The organism is Roseomonas sp. WA12 (genome assembly GCF_054165765.1).
Genome location: NZ_CM135108.1, coordinates 72343 through 91349 on the forward strand (window position 1 = coordinate 72343; position 19007 = coordinate 91349).

Annotated in this window: 17 protein-coding genes and 1 tRNA gene; 15 read left to right on the top strand and 3 right to left on the bottom strand. The window is 70.9% G+C overall.

What is annotated here, in order from left to right:
* Nucleotides 1-14 precede the first annotated feature (14 nt).
* The 14 genes from ACVBD7_RS00325 to ACVBD7_RS00390 all read left to right on the top strand — a co-directional run bounded on the left by ACVBD7_RS00325 (nt 15) and on the right by ACVBD7_RS00390 (nt 16273).
* Nucleotides 15-1295, top strand: a complete 1281-nt coding sequence (locus tag ACVBD7_RS00325; RefSeq protein WP_458095530.1) for a TRAP transporter large permease — start codon at nt 15-17, stop codon at nt 1293-1295.
* 52 nt (nt 1296-1347) lie between these two features.
* Nucleotides 1348-2190, top strand: a complete 843-nt coding sequence (locus tag ACVBD7_RS00330; RefSeq protein ID WP_458095531.1) for an NAD-dependent epimerase/dehydratase family protein — start codon at nt 1348-1350, stop codon at nt 2188-2190.
* 8 nt (nt 2191-2198) lie between these two features.
* Complete coding sequence (locus tag ACVBD7_RS00335) at nt 2199-3035, top strand: aldose epimerase family protein (RefSeq protein ID WP_458095532.1); 837 nt, start codon at nt 2199-2201, stop codon at nt 3033-3035.
* Nucleotides 3036-3093: 58 nt separating this feature from the next.
* Nucleotides 3094-3933 carry a hypothetical protein gene (locus ACVBD7_RS00340; protein WP_458095533.1) on the top strand — a complete coding sequence of 280 codons (840 nt, stop codon included), beginning with the start codon at nt 3094-3096 and terminating at the stop codon, nt 3931-3933.
* The gene (locus tag ACVBD7_RS00345) at nt 3930-4292 is read left to right on the top strand and encodes a DUF3140 domain-containing protein (protein WP_458095534.1); all 363 of its coding nucleotides are present in this window, start codon (nt 3930-3932) and stop codon (nt 4290-4292) included. The genes ACVBD7_RS00340 and ACVBD7_RS00345 overlap by 4 nt, the downstream gene beginning before the upstream one ends.
* A 47-nt stretch (nt 4293-4339) precedes the next feature.
* Nucleotides 4340-5488: an FAD-dependent oxidoreductase gene (locus tag ACVBD7_RS00350; protein ID WP_458095535.1), complete on the top strand. Its 1149-nt coding sequence runs from the start codon at nt 4340-4342 to the stop codon at nt 5486-5488.
* Nucleotides 5485-7080: an acyl-CoA dehydrogenase family protein gene (locus ACVBD7_RS00355; protein ID WP_458095536.1), complete on the top strand. Its 1596-nt coding sequence runs from the start codon at nt 5485-5487 to the stop codon at nt 7078-7080. Before ACVBD7_RS00350 ends, ACVBD7_RS00355 begins: the two co-directional genes overlap by 4 nt.
* A 113-nt stretch (nt 7081-7193) precedes the next feature.
* Complete coding sequence (gene crtI / locus ACVBD7_RS00360) at nt 7194-8741, top strand: phytoene desaturase family protein (RefSeq protein ID WP_458095537.1); 1548 nt, start codon at nt 7194-7196, stop codon at nt 8739-8741.
* Nucleotides 8742-8743: 2 nt separating this feature from the next.
* Nucleotides 8744-10342, top strand: coding sequence for a phytoene desaturase family protein (locus ACVBD7_RS00365; protein WP_458095538.1), 1599 nt, complete (start codon nt 8744-8746; stop codon nt 10340-10342).
* A 6-nt stretch (nt 10343-10348) separates the two neighbouring features.
* On the top strand, nt 10349-11140 hold the full coding sequence (locus ACVBD7_RS00370; protein WP_458095539.1) for a lysophospholipid acyltransferase family protein: 792 nt from the start codon (nt 10349-10351) through the stop codon (nt 11138-11140).
* A gap of 23 nt (nt 11141-11163) precedes the next feature.
* Nucleotides 11164-12279: a glycosyltransferase gene (locus ACVBD7_RS00375; protein WP_458095540.1), complete on the top strand. Its 1116-nt coding sequence runs from the start codon at nt 11164-11166 to the stop codon at nt 12277-12279.
* 10 nt (nt 12280-12289) lie between these two features.
* Nucleotides 12290-13897, top strand: a complete 1608-nt coding sequence (locus tag ACVBD7_RS00380) for a squalene/phytoene synthase family protein (RefSeq protein ID WP_458095541.1) — start codon at nt 12290-12292, stop codon at nt 13895-13897.
* Nucleotides 13894-15033 carry a THUMP domain-containing class I SAM-dependent RNA methyltransferase gene (locus ACVBD7_RS00385; protein WP_458095542.1) on the top strand — a complete coding sequence of 380 codons (1140 nt, stop codon included), beginning with the start codon at nt 13894-13896 and terminating at the stop codon, nt 15031-15033. Before ACVBD7_RS00380 ends, ACVBD7_RS00385 begins: the two co-directional genes overlap by 4 nt.
* A 37-nt stretch (nt 15034-15070) precedes the next feature.
* On the top strand, nt 15071-16273 hold the full coding sequence (locus ACVBD7_RS00390; RefSeq protein ID WP_458095543.1) for a hydroxysqualene dehydroxylase: 1203 nt from the start codon (nt 15071-15073) through the stop codon (nt 16271-16273).
* Between the two features lie 248 nt (nt 16274-16521).
* Here the strand turns inward: ACVBD7_RS00390 and ACVBD7_RS00395 are convergent, their stop codons facing one another.
* A complete protein-coding gene (locus ACVBD7_RS00395; protein ID WP_458095544.1) occupies nt 16522-17166 on the bottom strand; it encodes a DsbA family oxidoreductase in 645 nt (214 codons plus the stop codon).
* 137 nt (nt 17167-17303) lie between these two features.
* On the opposite strand from ACVBD7_RS00395, the gene ACVBD7_RS00400 reads away from it, so the two are divergent.
* The gene (locus tag ACVBD7_RS00400; protein WP_458095545.1) at nt 17304-18098 is read left to right on the top strand and encodes an SH3 domain-containing protein; all 795 of its coding nucleotides are present in this window, start codon (nt 17304-17306) and stop codon (nt 18096-18098) included.
* 488 nt (nt 18099-18586) lie between these two features.
* Here the strand turns inward: ACVBD7_RS00400 and ACVBD7_RS00405 are convergent, their stop codons facing one another.
* Both ACVBD7_RS00405 and ACVBD7_RS00410 read right to left on the bottom strand, forming a co-directional pair.
* Complete coding sequence (locus ACVBD7_RS00405; protein WP_458095546.1) at nt 18587-18763, bottom strand: hypothetical protein; 177 nt, start codon at nt 18761-18763, stop codon at nt 18587-18589.
* 106 nt (nt 18764-18869) lie between these two features.
* Nucleotides 18870-18954, bottom strand: a tRNA-Leu gene (locus tag ACVBD7_RS00410).
* Nucleotides 18955-19007 lie beyond the last annotated feature (53 nt).

Consider the following 19007-nt stretch of genomic DNA (forward strand, 5'->3'; position numbering starts at 1 on the left):
CAAAGGCCTTATCGATGGATATTGCGGTCCTGCTCGGCAGCTTCACGCTGCTGCTGCTGATCGGCACGCCGGTTGCGTTCGCGCTCGGCATCGCCGCCTTCATCACCGTGCTCTGGATGGACCTGCCGGCCATCGTGGTCTTCCAGCAGATCGCCTCCGGCATGAACATCTTCTCCATGCTGGCGATCCCATTCTTCATCTTCGCCGGCGACCTGATGATGCGCGGCCAAATCGCTGACCGCCTCGTCGCCCTCGCCTCCGCCATGGTCGGGCATCTCCGCGGCGGGCTGGGGCAGGTGAACGTCGTCGCCGCCACCCTCTTCGGCGGCGTCTCCGGCTCGGCGGTGGCCGATGCCTCCGCGGTCGGCGGCGTGATGATCCCGCAGATGCGCGCCCGCGGCTACGCGCCGGATTACGCGGTGAACGTCACCGCCAATGCGGCGCTGATCGACCTGCTAATCCCGCCCAGCCACAACATGATTCTTTATGTGATCGCCGCCGGCGGCGCGATCTCGGTGGCGGATCTCTTCACCGCCGGCCTCATCCCCGGCCTGCTGCTTATGCTGGCCATCATGTTCGCCGCCTGGATCGTCGCGGTTCGCCGCGGCTACCCCAGGGAGAAGTTCCCGGGCTGGGGCGCGCTGCTGCGCCTGGCCTTCGGCGCCATTCCCGGCCTCATGCTTATCGTCATCATCTTCGCCGGCGTCCGCTCGGGCATTTTCACCGCAACGGAAAGCGCCGTCGTCGCCGTGATCTACGCGATGCTGGTGATCGGCCTCGTCTACCGCAGCCTCACCCTGGATGGCTTCAAGGAAGCCGTGCTGGGTGCCTGCCGCACCACCGGCATGGTGCTGCTCATCATTGGCACGGCCTCGGCCTTCGGCTGGCTGATGGCGCTGATGCAGGTGCCGGTCGCGGCCGTCGCGATGATGAAGCAGATCACGTCGGATCCGCTGATGATGCTGCTGCTGATCAACGTCGTGCTTCTGGTGCTGGGCACCTTCATGGACATGGCGCCGCTGATCATGATCGGCACGCCCGTCTTCCTGCCCGTTGCGATCGCGGCCGGGATGGACCCCGTGCAGTTCGGCATCGTGCTGATCCTCAATCTCGGCATCGGCCTCATCACCCCGCCTGTCGGCCCGCTGCTCTTCGTGGCCTGCGCCGTGGGCAAGGTCTCGATGTGGGACGCGACGAAGACCAGTGGGCCCTTCTACCTCGCCAGCTTCATCGTGTTGATGATCGTGACCTACATCCCCGCGGTCTCGCTCTGGCTGCCCTCCCTCTTCCACTGACCTTGCGGGCGGGCGATGTTGGCCCGCACCGCGAACCCCTTCCGAGGCCCGAATGACCGACAAGACCCGCCCCGTCCTGCTCACCGGGGCGTCCGGCAATCTCGGCCGCGCCCTGGCCTCCGCCCTGGCGAAGGCCGGCTACACCCTGCGCCTGACCGATATCGCCCCCTTCCCGGACGAGGTTCCGCAGGGTTCCAGCTTCACCAAGGCCGACCTGAACGACGGCCCCACCATCCTCCGCCTCGCCGAGGGCTGCCAGGCCATCCTGCATTTCGGCGGCATCAGCACGGAGCACCCCTTTGAGGTCGTGCTCGGCCCGAACATCCGCGGCCTCTACCATATCTACGAGGCCGCCCGCCGCGAGAAGATCCGCGTCCTCTTTGCCAGCAGCAACCACGCCATCGGCTTCCACGAGCGCCCGGCGGGGAACGGCGAGCTGCTCGACGCCGATTGCGCCTTCCGCCCCGACAGCTTCTACGGCCTGTCCAAGGCCTATGGCGAGCTGATGGGCCGGATGTATTGGGACAAGCACGGGGTGGAGAACCTCAACCTTCGCATCGGCTCCTCCTTCCCCGAGCCGGCGGATGCGCGGATGCTCTCCACCTGGCTCTCCTATGCCGATCTCTCCCGCCTCATGGAAAAGTTCTTGCAGGCGCCGCGCATTGGCCATGCCGTGGTCTGGGGGGCGTCCAAGAACCAGGCGACCTACTGGGGCAAGGACCACCGCGACCGCATCGGCTGGGAGCCGCAGGACAGCGCCGACGTCTTCCAGGATAAGGTCGGCGGCAAGCTCTCCGGCGATCCTGTCACCGAGCGCTACCAGGGCGGCGGCTACACCGCGATGGACTATACGCGGGCCAAGCCCTCGCCGAAGGATCAGTTCTCGCTCGACTGACACCACCGATGATCGAGATCGCGGGCGGCGCCTGGCGCGCCACGCTCTTGCCCGCGCGCGGTGGCGCCCTGGCCAGCCTCACCCATGGCGGCCGGGACGTGCTGCATCCGCTGCCCGACGGCGCCGACCCCAACGACAGCTGGGCCGGCGCCTTCGTCATGCTGCCCTGGACCAACCGGTTGGATGCGGGCCGTCTTCCCTATCCCGGCGGCGTCCACCACTTCCCCTGCAACCGCGTGGCCGAGCGCACCGCGCTGCACGGCCTTTCCCGCGAACATCCCTGGGCCGTGGAGCACCACGCGGCCGACCGCGCCGTCCTTACCCAATCCAGCGCGGAAGGCCCCTACCGCTACGACGCGCGCATGGAGCTGGCGCTCACGGACTCCTTCGCCCTCACTCTCACCGTCACCAACACGGGCGCGGATGGCACGCCCTTCGGCACGGGCTGGCACCCCTTCTTCACCCGCCCCGCCGCCACGCGCCTGGCCTTCCACGCGGCCGGCCTGCTGACGCGCGATGCGCGCAACCTGCCCGTCGAATCCGTCGCCTCGTCCGGCATCGACGGCGGCGAGGACGCCTTCTCCGGGCTCGACACCCACTTCACCGGCTGGGACGGCACCGCGCGCCTCGCCCTCGGCGAGCAGGCCTTCATCCTGCGCGGGGAGGAATCCTGGTCCCGCAACATTCAGGTTTTCGCGCCAGTCGGTGCGACCATCATCTGCGCCGAACCTGTCAGCCACATCCCCGACGCCGCCAACCGCCCGGACCTCGCCCCTCTCGGCCCCATGCGCGCTCTCGCGAACGGCGCTTCGCTCACCGGTCGCGTCATCCTCTTCCCGTCCTGACGCAACCGCGCTGAATCCCCGCGCGTTCGCCCACGGATCAGAACGGGAACCGCGCCCCATGGCCGCCACTGCGAAGCGCACCGACGAGAAGCTCTGGCAGAAGGTGAAAAACCGCGTCACCAAAGGCAGCAAGGGCGGGGACGCCGGCGAATGGTCGGCGCGCAAGGCGCAAATGGCCGTGCAGGAATACAAGAAGGCCGGCGGTGGCTACGAGGGCAAGAAGACCGAGGATAACCACCTCCACCAGTGGACGGAGGAGGAGTGGGGCACGAAGTCCGGTAAGGAAAGCGGCGAGACCGGCGAGCGCTACCTGCCGAAGAAGGCCCGCGAATCCCTGAGTGATGGGGAATACGCCCGCACCACCGCCGCCAAGCGCCGCGACACTGCGAAGGGCAAGCAGTTCTCCCGCCAGCCGGGGGACGTGGCGCGCAAGACCGCCAAGGCGCGCGACACCGGCCATGCCGCGCCGAAGAAGGCTGCCCCGAAGCGTGCGGTCACAGCCACGAAAAAGCCTGCCGCACCGAAGCGCGCCGCTTCAGCAACCCCGAAGCGCGCCGCCGCGGCGAGCCCGAAGCGCAGCGCGAGCACGACACCGAAGCGCAGCACCGCGGCGACGGCCGCGAAGCGCGCCCCTAGCAAGCGGGCGACAGCCGCGGCACCGAAGAGCAAGGCCGCCCCGAAGCGCGCCGCGAGCACCGCCCCGAAGCGCAGCACTCCGGCAGCCGCGAAACGCGCCGCGCCCGCCAAGCGACCCACCGCCTCCCGCAAGCCCGCCGCTCCTCGCAAGGCGCCCGCCCGCGCTGCTGCCGCCGCCACCCCGGCGGCGAAGCGCACGGCCAAGCCCGCCGCGAAGAGGACCCCGGCCAAGCCGGCCCCAAAGAAGGGAAGCACCCGGTGAGCCAGCCCGATCCGAAGGAGACCCTGCGCGACTTCCGCGAGGCGGTGAACATGACCCCCGCCGCTCTTCGCAAGTGGCTGGAGACCGAGGAGAGCCGTTCGGTCGGCATCACCCATGAGGGCGAGACGGAGGCCGTCGGTCATGAGAGCGGCCGCCACATTCTCCGCCTGCTCGATGGTGGCCTGTCCCACCCCTCCGCCGAGGACCTCGCCCATATGCGCAAGGTGGTCGGCTACGTGCACCGCCACATGGCCCAGCGCCCAGATGGCGACATCGAGCACACCCGCTGGCGCTACAGCCTGATGAACTGGGGCCACGATCCCCTGAAGCCCGACCACGCGGCCGCGAAGGCCCACTGACCCCACCCCGGGTTCCACCCGGCCCCGCCCTGGCGCAGAATAGGGGGATGGGAGACGTTCTCGTCCTCGGGGCCGGGATCATGGGCCTCTCCACCGCCTGGGCGTTGGATCGCGCCGGCCACGGGGTCACGGTGATCGAGGCGGATCCGATTCCGAACCCGCGCGGCTCCTCGGTGGACGACCACCGCCTGATCCGCCACGCCTATGGTGCCGCCGCCGGCTACATGCGGATGGTCGACGCGGCCTACGATTCCTGGGACCTCCTGTTCGAAGAAATCGGCGAGCGCCCCTATGCCGAGACCGGGGTCCTCGCCCTCGCCGGCGGGCCAGTTTCCGCCTCGGGGGGCCACGCCGCCGACTGGTTTGCCGCCAGCCGCCGCGGCCTTCGCGCCCATTCCCACACGCTCGAGGACTTCTCCCCCGACCATCTGGCGCGCCGCTTTCCCTGGCTCCGCCCCGACGGCCTGTCCGACGCCTTCCTCGCCCCCCGGGGCGGCGTGCTGATGGCCCGGCAGATCGTCACAGGCCTCGCCCGCCATCTCGAAACCCGCGGCGTCCACTTTCTCCAGGGCCGCGCCAGCTCGGTGGACCCTGCCCGCGCCCGCCTCACCCTCGCCGATGGCCGGGTGATGGAGGGCGACCAGCTCGTCATCGCCGCCGGTCCCTGGGCGCCCCGCCTGCTGCCTGGCCTTGCCGCCCGCGTCACTCCTTCCCGCCAGATCGTTGTCTATCTCGACCCCCCGCCCGAGCACCGGGAAGCCTGGGCGCAAGCCCCGATGGTGCTGGACCTCTCCGGAGGCGGCGGTTTCTACGCTGTCCCTCCCGTCGCCGGCACCGGCTTGAAAATCGGCGACCACCGTTTCTCCCTCGCCGGAGACCCCGACGACCCCCGTGCTGCCAGTGCTGAGGAGCGCGACGCCATCCTCGCCCTCGCCTTGCCGCGCCTTGCCGGCGCCGAATCCTATCGCGTCACCGAGGCCCGCGCCTGCTACTACGATGTCGAGCCCGCGGAGCGCTTCGTGGTCGAACCCCTGTCGGAGTGCTGCGTGGTGATGAGCGGCTTCTCCGGACACGGCTTCAAATTCGGCCCCGTTCTCGGCCGCGCCGTCGCCGAGGCGCTCGAGGATCCCACCCGCATGGCCGCCCTCCCGGCCTGGGCCGCGGGCGAGTCCGCGGGCACGGACGTCGCCGCATGATCCCCGCCCCGAGCACGGCCGAAACCCTCGCCCTCGCCCTCAACCGCCTGCACGGCCTGCCTGCCCTTGCCACCCGTCTCGGAACCCCTCTGGCCGAGCAGGACGTGACCGCGATCCTTGAGGAAGCCGCCCGCTTCGCAGAAACCCGCATCGCCCCGGGCCGGCTGGAGGCCGACCGGGCCGGCTGCACGCTCGAGAACGGCCGCGTCCGCACCCCGCCCGCCTATGCCGTTCTGTTGAAGGATTGGCAGGAAGCCGGCTGGCAGGGCATCGCCGCCCCCGCCGAGCATGGCGGCCAGAACCTGCCCCACGCGCTCTGGGCTGCGGTGTTCGAACTCGCCTCCTCCGCCGACATGGCCTTCGCGCTGATGCCGATGCTGACGGCCGGCGCGATCGAGCTGCTCGCCCATCACGCCACCCCGGACCAGGCCTCGCGGTACCTGCCGCCCCTGATCTCGGCCGCGTGGAACGGTACCATGGCGCTGACCGAGCCCCAGGCCGGCAGCGATCTTTCCGCCATCCGCACCCGCGCCACACCGGATGAGAGGGGCGGCTACCGCATCACCGGCCAGAAAATCTACATCACCTGGGGCGAGAACGACCTGGCGGAGAACACCCTCCACCTCGTCCTCGCCCGCCTGCCGGACGCCCCCGCGGGGTCCCGCGGCATCTCCCTCCTCGCCTGCCCGAAGATCCTGCCGGATGGCCGCCGCAACGGCGTCCGCTGCGGCGGCATCGAGCGCAAGCCGGGCATCCACGCCTCGCCCACCTGCACCATGCTGTTCGAGGAGGCCGAGGCCGAGCTGATCGGCACCCCTCATCGCGGCCTGCCCGCCATGTTCGCCATGATGAACGCCGCCCGCCTCGCGGTGGGGGTGGAGGGCGTCGGCCAATGCGCCCGCGCCACCCGGCTCGCCGAAGCCTATGCCGCCGATCGCGTCCAGGGCGGCCGCCCCATCGCCGAGCATCCGGATGTGGCCCGGATGCTGGCCGAGATGCGCGCCACCACGACAGCTGCCCGCCTCCTCGCCCTGGATTGCGCCGTCTCCCTCGACCGGGGCAGGGCAGGGGAGCCGGAGGCAGAAACCCGCCTCGCCCTCCTTACCCCCATCGCCAAGGCCTGGTGCACCGATCGCGGGGTGGAGATCGCCTCGCTCGGCATCCAGGTCCATGGCGGCGCCGGCTTCGTGGAGGAGACCGGGGCCGCCCAGATCTGGCGCGACGCCCGCATCGCCCCGATCTACGAGGGCACCAACGGTATCCAGGCCATGGACCTTGTCGCCCGCAAGTTGCCGCGCGACCTGCCCGCCTTCCTCGCCCTCACGCGCGAAGCCGCCGCCGCCCACCCCGCGCTGGACGCCCCGGCAAAGGCGCTGGCCGAGGCCGCCGAACACCTCGCCACCGCCTCGCCAGAGGCCGCGGGCGCCGCCGCCGTTCCCTTCCTCGATGCCGCCGGCTGGGTCCTCGGCGGCGCCTGGATCGCCCGCGTTGCGGTGGTGGAGCCCGCCCTGGCCGGGGATGCCGCCTTCTTTCTCAACCGCCTCCTGCCCCGCGCGGGGGCCAGGCTGGCCGAAGCCCTGGCACCGACCTGACCCGCCGGCCGCGGTTCACGCCTTCGCAAGACCGCATGGTCTGCACGCGGGAACACCTTGCGCCTTTGCCATCCCGCCAAACATCCTGACCCACCTTGATCGCCGGAGCCCGAGTGAACGCCCTAAGCCGCCCCGCCTTACCTCCCGAACGGCCCCATGCCGTGGTGATCGGGGCCGGTCCCGGCGGTCTTGCCTCCGCCATGCTGCTCGCTGCCCGCGGATTGCGCGTGACTGTGCTGGAGAAGGACCGCGTCATCGGCGGCCGAAGCCGCACGGTAGAAGGGGAGGGCGGCTACCGCTTCGACCTCGGCCCGACCTTCTTCCTCTATCCCCGCATCCTCGCTGAAATCTTCAAGGAATGCGGCGCCGTGCTGGAGGAGGAGGTGGAGCTGATCCGCCTCGACCCGCAGTACCGCCTGATCTTCGAGGATGCCGCGGGCCACATTACGCTCGACGCCACCCCGGACCTTGCCCGGATGGAGGAGCAGGTCGCCAAGATCGACCCGCGCGACGCCGCCGGCGTGCGTCCCTTCATGGAGGAGAACCGGCGCAAGCTCGCCGCTTTCCGCCCCGTGCTGGAACGCGCCTTCAGCAAGGCGGCGGACCTGATGGCGCCGGACATGCTGCGCGCACTGCCGATGCTGAAGCCCGGCCGCTCGGTGGATTCCGACCTGCGCCGCCACTTCCGCGACCCGCGCTCCCGCCTGGCCTTCTCCTTCCAGTCGAAATACCTGGGGATGAGCCCGTTCCGCTGCCCCAGCCTCTTCACCATCCTCTCCTTCCTCGAATACGAGCACGGCGTGTTCCACCCGCGCGGCGGCTGCGGCTCCGTCGCGACCGCGATGGCGCGCGTGGCGGCCGATCTCGGCGTGGAGTTCCGCTTCGATACCCCGGTCGAGAAGATCCATTTCGACGGCAACCGCGCGACCGCGGTCGAGGCGGCCGGTGCGCGGATCGAGGCCGATGCGGTGGTGATGAACGCCGATTTCGCCCATGCCATGCCGCGGCTGGTCCCCGATGCCATCCGCCGCAAATGGTCGGACAAGCGCATCGGCAAGGCGCGCTATTCCTGCTCCACCTTCATGCTCTATCTCGGCGTGGAGGGCACCTTTCCGGACCTCGCCCATCACTCGATCCTGCTGTCCCAGGAATACCAGCGGAACATCCAGGAAATCGAGGAGGGCATCGTGCCCGAGGTCCCCTCGCTCTACCTGCACAATCCCGCCGTCACCGACCCGACGATGGCGCCCCCTGGCCATTCCAGCCTCTATCTGCTGGTGCCCGTGCCCAACATGACCCACGGCCAGGAATGGACCGAGGCCGACACCGCCCGCTACCGCAAGCTGGCGCTCGACCGCCTACGGACTCTGGGCGTGCCCGACATCGAATCCCGCATCCGCTACGAGAAGGTTGTCACCCCCCGCGACTGGCGGGACGACTACGCCGTGGGTTATGGCGCCACCTTCAACCTGGCGCATGATCTCCGCCAGATGCTCATGTTCCGCCCCGGTAACCGCTTCGGCGACACGCAAGGCCTGTATCTCGTCGGCGGCGGCACCCATCCCGGTTCCGGCCTGCCGGTGATCTACGAGGGCGCGCGGATCAGCGCCAACCTGCTGCTGCGCGATCTCGGCCGCGCACCCGTCTCCACGAGGATCTGAGCATGGCGAAGGTAGCGATCATCGGCGGCGGCCTCGGCGGCCTTGCCGCCGCCTGCGTCGCCCAGGCGCGCGGGCACGAGGTCACACTGTTCGACAAGAACGAGTGGCTGGGCGGCAAGGCCGCCGTGCTGAACCTCGACGCCCCGCACGAGCCCGGCGGCCGCAACGGCGGCAGCTTCCGCTTCGACATGGGCCCGACGATCCTCACCGTGCCCCGCGTGCTGCGCCGCATCTTCGCCGAGGCCGGCCGCGAGCAGGCCCGCGACCTGCCGCTCATCCGCCTCGACCCGCAATGGCGCTGCTTCTTCGACGACGGCACGCGGATCGACCTGCGCGAGAACGTGGACGCCATGGCGCGCGACATGGACGAGTTCGCGCCCGGCAACGGCGCCGGCTACCGCGACTTCCAGAAGATGTCGGAGAACCTGCACCGCATCTCCGAGGGCTTCTTCTTCTGGAAGTCCGTGGAGGGCATCACCGACACGATGGACTTCCGCGCCAACATGCAGGCCAACACGTTGAAGGACGTGATGGCGCTCGGCATGGGCAAGCGCGTCGCCAAGGTCATCCGCGGCCATGTGCCCGATGCGCGGCTCGCGCAGATGCTGGACCACTACTGCCAGTATGTCGGCTCCTCGCCCTATCTCGCGCCGGCCGTGCTCTGCTCCATCGGCGACATGCAGGCGAGCGAGGGTATCTGGTACCCGGTCGGCGGCACCCGCGCCGTGGCTGAAGGCCTCGCGAAACTCGCGGAATCCCTCGGCGCCGACCTGCGCCCCAACACGGAGGTTACCGGCCTCGACCTGCGCGACAACGGCACCCGCGTCGCCGGCGTGGTCGCCAAGGGCGAGACCATCCCCTTCGACGCCGTCATCTCCAACATGGACGCCATCCGCACCTACAAGGAGCTGGTGGGCGGCAAGACCGGCCGCAAATACGAGAAGAAGGGCTTCGAGCCCGCCTGCTCCGGCGTCGTGCTCTATCTCGGCCTGAATAAGCGCTACGACCACCTCGCCCACCACGACTTCGTCTTCTCCCGCGATGCGGAGGAGGAGTTCGACGCCATCTACAAGAAGGGCATCCCCGCCCCCGATCCCACCGCCTATCTCGCCGCCCCGTCCTCCACCGACCCGAGCGTGGCCCCGGACGGCGGCGAAGCCCTCTACGTCCTCGTCCACACCCCGCATCTCCGCCCCGGCCAGGACTGGTCGAAGATGTTCCCGGCCTATCGCCAGGTCATCCTCGACAAGCTGAAGCGCACCGCGGGGATGGAGGACATCGAGAGCCGCATCGTGGTCGAGCGGGCCCTCACGCCCCAGGACATCCACGACCGCTACAAGGTGCTGGACGGCGCCATCTACGGCCTCGCCTCCCACGGCGCCTGGACCGGCGCCTTCAAGCCCGGCAACCGCTCCAAGGCGGTGAAGGGCCTCTACCTCGCCGGCGGCGCCGCACATCCCGGCCCGGGCATGCCCATGGTGATGATGTCCGGCTGGATCGCTGCCGACGCGATGGACCAGGACATGGGCGGCAAGGGCATGAACGATGCCGCCCGCCTCGCCGGCACCCGCGACGCGCTGCTCCCGCAAGCCGCCGAATAAGTACCGATGGAAGAGTCGCCGCTTAAACTCCGCCACGCGGCGCTCTTCCGCTTCTACCACTTCATCTTCGCGCGCTTCTTCCGCCGCCATATGGGCGCGCTTCGTATTCCCCCCTGGGGTCTGCCGCAGGACCCGGAGGGCAGGCCGCTGATCGTCCTCGCCAACCACCCGTCCTGGTGGGACGGCGTGGCCTTCATGCTGCTGCCCACGCGCCTGTTCCCCAGGCGCCACGTCTACATCCCCATGGAAGCCGCGGCGCTGGCCAAGTACCGCTTCATGCGCCGCCTCGGCGTCTTCGGGATCGAGCCCGGCCCGCGCGGCGCCGTCGCCTTCCTCCGCACCGCGAAGGAGGTGCTCGCCGCGCCCCCCGCCATGCTCTGGATGAATGCCCCCGGCCAATTCCAGGACGTGCGCGAGCGCCCCGTCATCATCGCCCCCGGCGTCACCCGCCTGCCCGAGATCGCGCCCGACGCTGTGGTGATCCCGCTCGCCCTCGACTACGTCCTCTGGACCGAGCGCCGCCCCGAGATGCTCGCCGCCTTCGGCCCGCCCATCCCCGCCGCCGACCTCCTGGCCCTGGACCGCGACGCCCGTGAGACCCGCATCCGCGAGGCGCTGACCGCCACCATGGACCGCCTGGCCGAGGACGCCATCACCCGCGACCCCGCCCGTTTCACCACCCTCACCACGGGCCGTGAGGGCATGGGCGGCATCTACGACCTCTGGCGCCGCCTCGCCGCCCTGGCCCGCGGCACCCGCTTTGACCCCCGCCATGCCCACGGCACCAAATCCGGCTAGACTGCCCAGGTGACAAACCGGACATGTCAGGGGACCGGCGCATGATGCTGGACGCGCTCGCCCTCGCCCTCGCCGCCTTCCCCGCCGGCATGGCGGCCGCCAACCTGTTCCTGCTCGGCAGGGCAGGGGGCGCGCCCGCCCCCGGAACGCTCGTCTCCATCCTCATCCCCGCCCGCGACGAGGCCGCCAACATCGCCGCCTGCCTCGACGCCGCGCTGGCCAGCACCGGCGTCGCCATCGAGGTGCTGGTCATGGACGACGCCTCCCGCGACGCCACCCCCGCCATCGTCGCCGCCCGCGCCGCGCAGGATCCGCGCCTCCGCCTCCTCCAGGCACCGCCCCTGCCACCCGGTTGGACCGGCAAGGTCCATGCCTGCGCCCGCCTCGCCGAGGCCGGACGCGGCACGCATCTGCTGTTCATCGACGCCGATGTCCGCCTCGCCCCCGATGCGGCCGCGAAAATGGCCGCCCACGCCCAGTCGCAGAACATCGCCCTCGTCACCGGCGTCCCCCGGCAGCGCATGGGCACGATCGGCGAGGGCCTGACCGTCCCCGCCATCAACCTGCTGATGCTCGCCTACCTCCCCGCCGCCGGCCGCGCCTTCACCGAGCGCCCGGAGATGGCCGCCGCCTGCGGCCAGCTCATCCTCGTCGAGCGCGGCGCGTATGAGGCCGTCGGTGGCCACTCTGCCTTCCGCAACCTGCTGCATGACGGCCTGCACCTGTCCCGCAACATCAGGCGCGCCGGCCATCGCACCGAGGTGGTGAACGGCGCCCCCCTCGCCGAGTGCCGGATGTATGGCGGCTTCCGTGAGGCATGGAACGGCTTCATCAAGAACGCCCGCGAGGGTATGGCCACCCCCGTCGCCCTGCCGATCTGGACTCTCCTCCTCGCCGGTGGCCATCTCCTGCCCTGGCTGCTGCTGCCCTCGCCGCTGGCCGCCGCCGCACTGATCCTCACCCTTCTCACCCGTGCCGCCATCACCTGGCGCGCGGGCGAACCCAGCTGGACCATCCCCCTGCACCCCGCGACCGTCGTCACCGCCCTCGCCATCCAGTGGACCGCTCTTGCCCGCTCCGCCCTCGGCCGCCCCGCCGGCTGGAAAGGACGCGCCTACTCGGCCGCGGATGGAGCATAAGCGACCCGTCATGAGTGCAAGCATTGCCGCCGGCCCCGCCACGCGCGGGCCGAACTCCGAGAACTTCCCCGTCGCCTCCCGCCTGCTGGCGCCCGCCGTGCGCGCGAAGGTCCTCGCCTTCTACCGCGTCGTCCGCATGGCCGACGACATCGCCGACAGCCCCGATCTCGATCCCGCCGAGAAGCTCCGGCGCCTCGACCTGATCGAGGCCGCGCTCGAAGGCGCCCCCGGCGTGCCGGAAGCCACCGCCCTGCGCGAGAGCGGCGCCGGCATCGAGGAGGCGCGGCTGATGCTCACCGCCTTCCGCCGAGACTCCCGCAACGAGCCCTGTGCCGACTGGAACGCGCTGGCCGATTACTGCGCCCATTCCGCGGACCCGGTCGGCCGGTACCTCCTCCGCATCCACGGCGAGACCGATCCGGCGGCCTACGCGGCCGCCGACGCCCTCTGCACCTCGCTCCAGGTGCTGAACCACCTCCAGGACATCGGCGTGGACCGCGACACCATCGGCCGCGTCTACCTCCCCCGCTCCTGGACGGCCGAGGTCGGCGGAGAGGACGCCGTCTTCACCCAGCCCGCCCCCCGCCGCGCCGTGCTCGACGCGCTTCTGGACCGCACCGACACGCTGCTGGACGAAGCCGCCGCCTTGCCGCGCCTGTTGAAAAGCCGGCGCCTGGCCTTCCAGTCCGCCACCACCATCGGCTGCGCCCGCCGCCTCCTCGCCCGCCTCCGCAACGCCGATCCCATGGCCGGCCGCGTGGCGCTGACCAAGGCGGATGTGATCGCCGCCCTGCTCGAGGCCCCCACCAACGGCCCGGATGACGCCGCCCTCGTCCGCGCCCGCGTCAGCCGCGCCGGCTCCTCCTTCTCCAAGGGCATGGCGTCCCTCCGCGGCGAGCGCCGCCGCGCCCTCTATGCCGTCTACGCCTTCTGCCGCGCCGTGGACGACATCGCCGACGGCGCTGCGCCGGAGACCGAGAAGCGCGCCTTCCTCGCCGAGTGGCGCATGAAGCTGGACGCGCCCGACTGCGCCGTCTCCCGCGAACTCGCCCGCGCCCGTCAGGCCTTCGACCTGCCCAAGTCCGAATGCGAGGCCATGATCGCCGGGATGGAGACGGACTCCACCGCAAGCCTCCGCATCCCAGACGAAGCCGCGCTCGACCTCTACTGCCGCCGCGTCGCCGGCAGCGTCGGCGCCATGTCGGTCCGCATCTTCGGCGCGCCGGAAGCCGAGGCCTTCGGCCTCGCCCTCGGCCGCACCCTGCAGCTCGTCAACATCCTCCGCGACATCGACGAGGATGCGGTGCGCAACCGCGTCTACATCCCCCTCTCCTGGCTCGGCCCCGATGCCGACCCGGAGGAGCTCCTCTCGCGCCGCGACCTGCACGAGGCCTGCCACCGCCTCCTCACCCGCGCCGAGGAGGGCTTCGCCGCCGCCGAGGCCGAACTCGCCAAAGGCGCCAATGCCCGTGCCCTGCGCCCCGCCCGCGTCATGATGTGGGCCTATCACCGCATCCTGAACCGCCTCGCCGCCCGCGGCTTCCAGCCCCCGCGCATCCGCCCGCGGCTGAGCCCGGCGGAGAAGGCCCGCCTCGCCGCCATGGCGCTGGGCTGGTGACCTCTCCTCGCACCACCGGCGAGACGGCGCCGGACACCTTCGAGATCTTCCTCGCTGCCCCGCCCGGCCTGGAACCCGCCCTGCTGGCGGAGATGCGCGGCAAGGGCTTCAAGCACCCGAAGACCGTTCCCGGCGGCGTCGTCACCTCGGGCGGCTGGCCCGATGTCTGGCGCGCCAATCTCTGGATCCGCGGCGCCGGGCGCGTGCTGGCCCGCATCGACAGCTTCCGCGTCACCCATCTTGCCCAGCTGGACGACCGCGCCCGCCGCGTGCCCTGGGCCGAGATCCTCCGCAAGGACGTGCCCTTCCGCGTCGAGGCGAGCTGCGCCAAGTCGAAGATCTACCACAGCGGCGCTGCCGCCCAGCGGATCGAGACCGCCATCCGCGAAAGCCTCCGCGCGCCGCATTCGCCGGACGCCGAAATCGTCGTGATGGCCCGCATCGAGAACGACCTCTGCACCATCAGCATCGATACCTCGGGCGAGCCGCTGCACAAGCGCGGCTACAAGGAAGCCGTGAACGCGGCTCCGATGCGCGAAACCATGGCGTCCCTGTTTCTGCAGGAATGCGGCTACACCGGCACCGAGCCGGTGGTGGACCCGATGTGCGGCTCCGGCACCTTCGTCATCGAGGCGGCCGAGATCGCCGCCCGCCTCAACCCCGGCCGCAACCGCCACTTCGCCTTCGAACAGCTCGCCAGCTTCGACGAGGAGGCCTGGCAGCGCATGCGCGCCGTCAAGCGCCAGGGCGGGACCACGCTGCGCCACCACGGCAGCGACCGCGACGCCGGCGCCATCAGCATAAGCCGTGCCAATGCCGAGCGCGCCGGCCTCGCCGAGCTCACGGAATTCCGTCAGGCCACGATCAGCGAACTGATGCCGCCCCCGGGTCCGCCCGGCCTCGTCATCATCAACCCGCCCTACGGCACCCGCATCAGCGACAAGAAGGAACTGGCGCCCCTCTACCGCGCCCTCGGCCAGGTGCTGACGACGCGCTTCAGCGGCTGGCGCGTCGGCCTCATCGCCAACGAATCCCGCCTGGCGCAGGAGACGCGGCTGCCCTTCCTGCCGCCCGGCCCGCCCGTCCCCCATGGCGGCCTGCGCGTCACCCTGTTCCGCACGGGGCCGCTGCCCTGATGCGGCGCAGCGCGCACCCGGCCACACGCTTGGCCCCATGACCACCCACGTCATCGGCGCCGGCCTCGCCGGCCTCGCCGCCGCGCTCGCGACCCGCGGCCCCGTGGTGGTGCATGAATCCGCGCCCGGCGCTGGCGGCCGCGCCCGCGCCCTGCCTGATGGCACGGACAACGGTACCCACGCCCTGCTCGGCGCCAACCGCACCGCCCTGGCCTTCCTTCGCGACCTCGGCGCCCTCGAGCACTGGGTGGAACCCGAGCCCGAAGGCCTCCCCGTGCTGGACATGGCCGACGGCACCGCCCGCCGCGTCGCCCTCTCCCCTCTCGGCTGGCTCCGCGCCGCCAACCGGCCGGACGGCCTCACGCCGCGCGCCCTCATGGCCCTCGCGCGCCTCGCGGGCCCCGGCGACCGCGCCGTCGGCCCCGCGCTCGCCGCCCACCCGCAATTCCTGCGCGGCTTCGTCGAACCCCTGGTGATCGCCGCCCTCAACACCCCAGTCGCCGAGGCCTCCTCCCGCCGCCTCGCCGCCGTGCTCCGCCGCGTCGGCGCCCCGGGCGCCGCCCGCCTGCTCGTCGCCCGCCGCGGCCTCGGCCCGGACCTGGTCGAACCCGCTCTGGCCGCCCTCCGCGCCCGTGGCGCCACCATTCGTCACAACGCCCGGCTGAAATCCCTCCGCCTCAACGGGGAGGAACGCGTCGACGCCCTCGAATTCGGTGACGAGACCCTCGTCCTGAGCCCCTTCGACAAGGTGATCCTCGCCCTTCCGCCCTGGGAAGCCGCCCGCCTACTCCCCGGCATCCCCGTGCCAGCGGAGCACGCGCCGATCCTCAACCTGCACTTCGCCCATGAAACGCCCGGCCCGGTACGCTTCCTCGGCCTGCTCGGCGGCCTCTGCCAATGGGTTCTGGTCCGCCCCGGCGCCGTGGCCGTCACCGTCAGTGCCGCTGACGCCGAGGCACGCGAAGCCACCACCGACCTCGCCCCCCGCGCCTGGTCCGAGATCCGCGCCCTGGCCCGCGCTTTCTCCCTGCCCGGCAACTGGCCCGAGACCCCGCCCGCCTGCCGCGCCGTGAAGGAACGCCGCGCCACCCCGCGCCACCGCCCGGGCGACCCGAAGCCGCCCCCCGTCCTCATCCTGCCCAACCTGTCCCTGGCCGGCGACTGGATGGAGCCTACTCTGCCCGCCACTATCGACGCCGCGATCCGCTCCGGCCGCCGCGCCGCTAAGGCACTGGGGTGATGGCCGCCCCAGGAGGGAGAAGCAATTCTCCCTCCTGGACCTCCCTCATTTCTTTCTGAGGGGCTGCCGCGGAATGCCCGGCAGACGAGTCGTCGAGGCTCCACGAATCTCGACGCTCAACAGAGCATCAAGCGCCAATGGAGCCCATCGAGGAGGCGCTACCCGCAATCATCGGATCCGCGGCAGCCCGCCGCTAGGTCCCCGGTGGGGATAGGAGGCAAGCCCCTGCGGGCCAGCAGCACACCCCTTCAAGCCGGCGCCCGCAGCCCAGCCCGAATTGCCTCCACCATCGCCGCCGCCGGCTGCGCCCCGGAGATGACCAGCTGCCGTCCCAGGATCACCGCCGGCACGCCGCCCAGCCCCTGGGCCTGTGCGGCATCCTCCGCGACCTCGGCCCGCCCTTCCTCGCCTGCAAGCATCGCCGCGCTTCGCCCTGGTGGTAGCCCGGTCGCGTCGCCGATCGCCGCAAGAACCGCGGCGTCCCCGATGTCGCGTCCCTCGGCGAAGTAAGCGGAGAACACCCCCTCGGCCACGCGATCCGCCAGCGCCGACCCGCCCTCCAACATCGCCAGCCGGATCAGCCGATGGCTGTCGAGCGAGTTGGGGGTGCGCGCGATACGATCGAAATCGAAAAGCAGCCCGTCCTTCGCGCCTTCCGCCGCCAGCCGCGCATCCAGCTCCCGCCCGCGCTCCACACTGCCGAACTTCCGCGCCCGATACTCGGCGCGGGGCATCCCGCCGGCGGGCATGTCAGGGTTCAACTGGAACGGATGCCACCGGACCGAGAGATTGATGTCCTCCTCCGCCAGCATCGCCAATGCCGCATCCAGCCGCCGCTTGCCGACCCAGCACCACGGGCAGACCGTATCCACCGCCACCAGCAACTCCGTCACGCAACCCTCCACCCCACCATCGCGGTAGGAACATCAACACAGGTGAAGGTATCCGCCGAGTCCACGGCATCGTGAACCGGCACCTTGGGCCCCGGTTGCGTTTGAGGGAGGTCATAACAACCCGGTGGAACAGGATGATGCGCAAGGGATTTCTGCTCGCCGGGCTGCTGGCACTGGGCGGCTGCTTCGAGGATGCCCCGAAGGGCCAAGCCGCTAACAACAGCGCCGGCCGCACGGAAGAGACGGCGAGCCGTGTGCGCGCCGCGGCGGAGGAACGCCTGCGCACCGTCGCGCGGGACGGCAGCGCGCTGCGCTTCCGCGCCGTGGAGACGCACCGGCAGGCGATGGCCAACACCTATGCCGTTTGCGGCCAAGCGACGCTGACCAACGACACGGTGTTCTTGCCCTTCGTCTCCGTCGTGAACGCCTCCACGATGGAGGTGGAACAGCACCTTGCCCGCACGAACATTGAGGCGACGCGGGTCTATGTCGAACTCGTCGGTCGTTGCTTCGATGGTGGCGGGCCGGTCTCCCGCGCCGGCGGCACCCCGGTGGCACAGCAGACGCCGCCGCTCCCCAACGGCCTGCCCATCCTCGATCAGGCCACGCCGGAGCCTCCGAAGACGCCCGACCTTCTCTCCGCCGTTGCTGCCTCCGCACCCGGTACCCCGAGCGGCACAGTGACGATGCGCCAGAGCGGCAACATTCGCTCCTCGCCAAATGGCGGCGGCTCGGTGCTGCGCGTCGCGCGCAGCGGCGCGGTGCTGAATATCTACGGCACAGCCCCGGGCGGCTGGTACCAGGTGGGCGAATCCGCGCCCGAGGGTTGGGTGCATCGGAGCGTCGCCGGCCCCCAGTCCGGCACGATGGCGTCCAGCACACCGGCTGCGACAACCCCGGTCTCCGGCACGCTCGCCTCGGCCGCGCAATAGCCTCGCAGAGCTGCCCCGGCGCCTGACAACGCCGGGGCCTCAGCAAGCCCGCCGAGGCACAGTCCGGCAGCGGTCTCGCATCCACGGGTGTGAAGGCGGGTATTCGCTTTCCGCCGCGTCTTGGTTCATCTGCTCCCGACATCTCTTCCATGCGCGTCGGACGGAGCCTCCCCGCAGCCGGACCGGGCCGTAGCAAAGGGTGCGAAGTGTCGAGACGTGGCCGGAGAACCTGCGCAAGGGAGCGTAGGCGCCCTAGCCGGGCCCCTGCATCATCCTGCGGATAGCCCGTCGCGCGAGCTCCAGGCGGGCGCGTGCCATCCCCTCCTGCATAGCCTCCACATGATCGCGGACCTGGGCCTCATAGAGACCCTCGTCAGCGCGAAGACCATCCACAGCCTCGCCCTGTGGTGCAGTGCAGGCGTACAGGCCCGCCCCGAGCAACAGGACCGCAAAGCCCCGCCCCACGGCCGCAGATACCATCCGTCCCCTCAAAGCGGATCACGCCGGCCCGGCCGCGTGGTCCGCCCTCGCGCCGCGACCATGTCCCGGACCACCCGGAACAGGTCCATCTTCCATCCCCGCAGCCCAATGGAACCGAGCGCGCGGTACTGCAGGCGGCGCAGTGCGCCTTGCATCAAGGCCTTCGCGATCCGTGCGGCCGGCATGCTGGCATTCCTTGCTCGGGAGGGGCGTTAACCACCGGCGCGGCACGCGGGTTGCCGGTCGGGCTGCCGGTCGGGCTGCCCCGTAGACAGGGCTGCATGCAGATGGTGGTCCCCCCTGCCGGATTCGAACCGGCACACCCAACGGGTGAGCGATTTTAAGTCGCCTGCGTCTACCGTTCCGCCAAGGGGGGCTCCGAACCGGCAGTGGTAGCATAGCGCCCCGCCGCCGCCCGTCACGCCGGCC

Coding starts and splice junctions, on each gene's coding strand:
- ACVBD7_RS00325 (WP_458095530.1), top strand. CDS start 15: ATGGATATTGCGGTCCTGCTCGGCAGCTTCACGCTGCTGCTGCTGATC.
- ACVBD7_RS00330 (WP_458095531.1), top strand. CDS start 1,348: ATGACCGACAAGACCCGCCCCGTCCTGCTCACCGGGGCGTCCGGCAAT.
- ACVBD7_RS00335 (WP_458095532.1), top strand. CDS start 2,199: ATGATCGAGATCGCGGGCGGCGCCTGGCGCGCCACGCTCTTGCCCGCG.
- ACVBD7_RS00340 (WP_458095533.1), top strand. CDS start 3,094: ATGGCCGCCACTGCGAAGCGCACCGACGAGAAGCTCTGGCAGAAGGTG.
- ACVBD7_RS00350 (WP_458095535.1), top strand. CDS start 4,340: ATGGGAGACGTTCTCGTCCTCGGGGCCGGGATCATGGGCCTCTCCACC.
- ACVBD7_RS00355 (WP_458095536.1), top strand. CDS start 5,485: ATGATCCCCGCCCCGAGCACGGCCGAAACCCTCGCCCTCGCCCTCAAC.
- ACVBD7_RS00365 (WP_458095538.1), top strand. CDS start 8,744: ATGGCGAAGGTAGCGATCATCGGCGGCGGCCTCGGCGGCCTTGCCGCC.
- ACVBD7_RS00370 (WP_458095539.1), top strand. CDS start 10,349: ATGGAAGAGTCGCCGCTTAAACTCCGCCACGCGGCGCTCTTCCGCTTC.
- ACVBD7_RS00375 (WP_458095540.1), top strand. CDS start 11,164: ATGTCAGGGGACCGGCGCATGATGCTGGACGCGCTCGCCCTCGCCCTC.
- ACVBD7_RS00380 (WP_458095541.1), top strand. CDS start 12,290: ATGAGTGCAAGCATTGCCGCCGGCCCCGCCACGCGCGGGCCGAACTCC.
- ACVBD7_RS00390 (WP_458095543.1), top strand. CDS start 15,071: ATGACCACCCACGTCATCGGCGCCGGCCTCGCCGGCCTCGCCGCCGCG.
- ACVBD7_RS00400 (WP_458095545.1), top strand. CDS start 17,304: ATGCGCAAGGGATTTCTGCTCGCCGGGCTGCTGGCACTGGGCGGCTGC.
- ACVBD7_RS00405 (WP_458095546.1), bottom strand. CDS start 18,763: ATGCCGGCCGCACGGATCGCGAAGGCCTTGATGCAAGGCGCACTGCGC.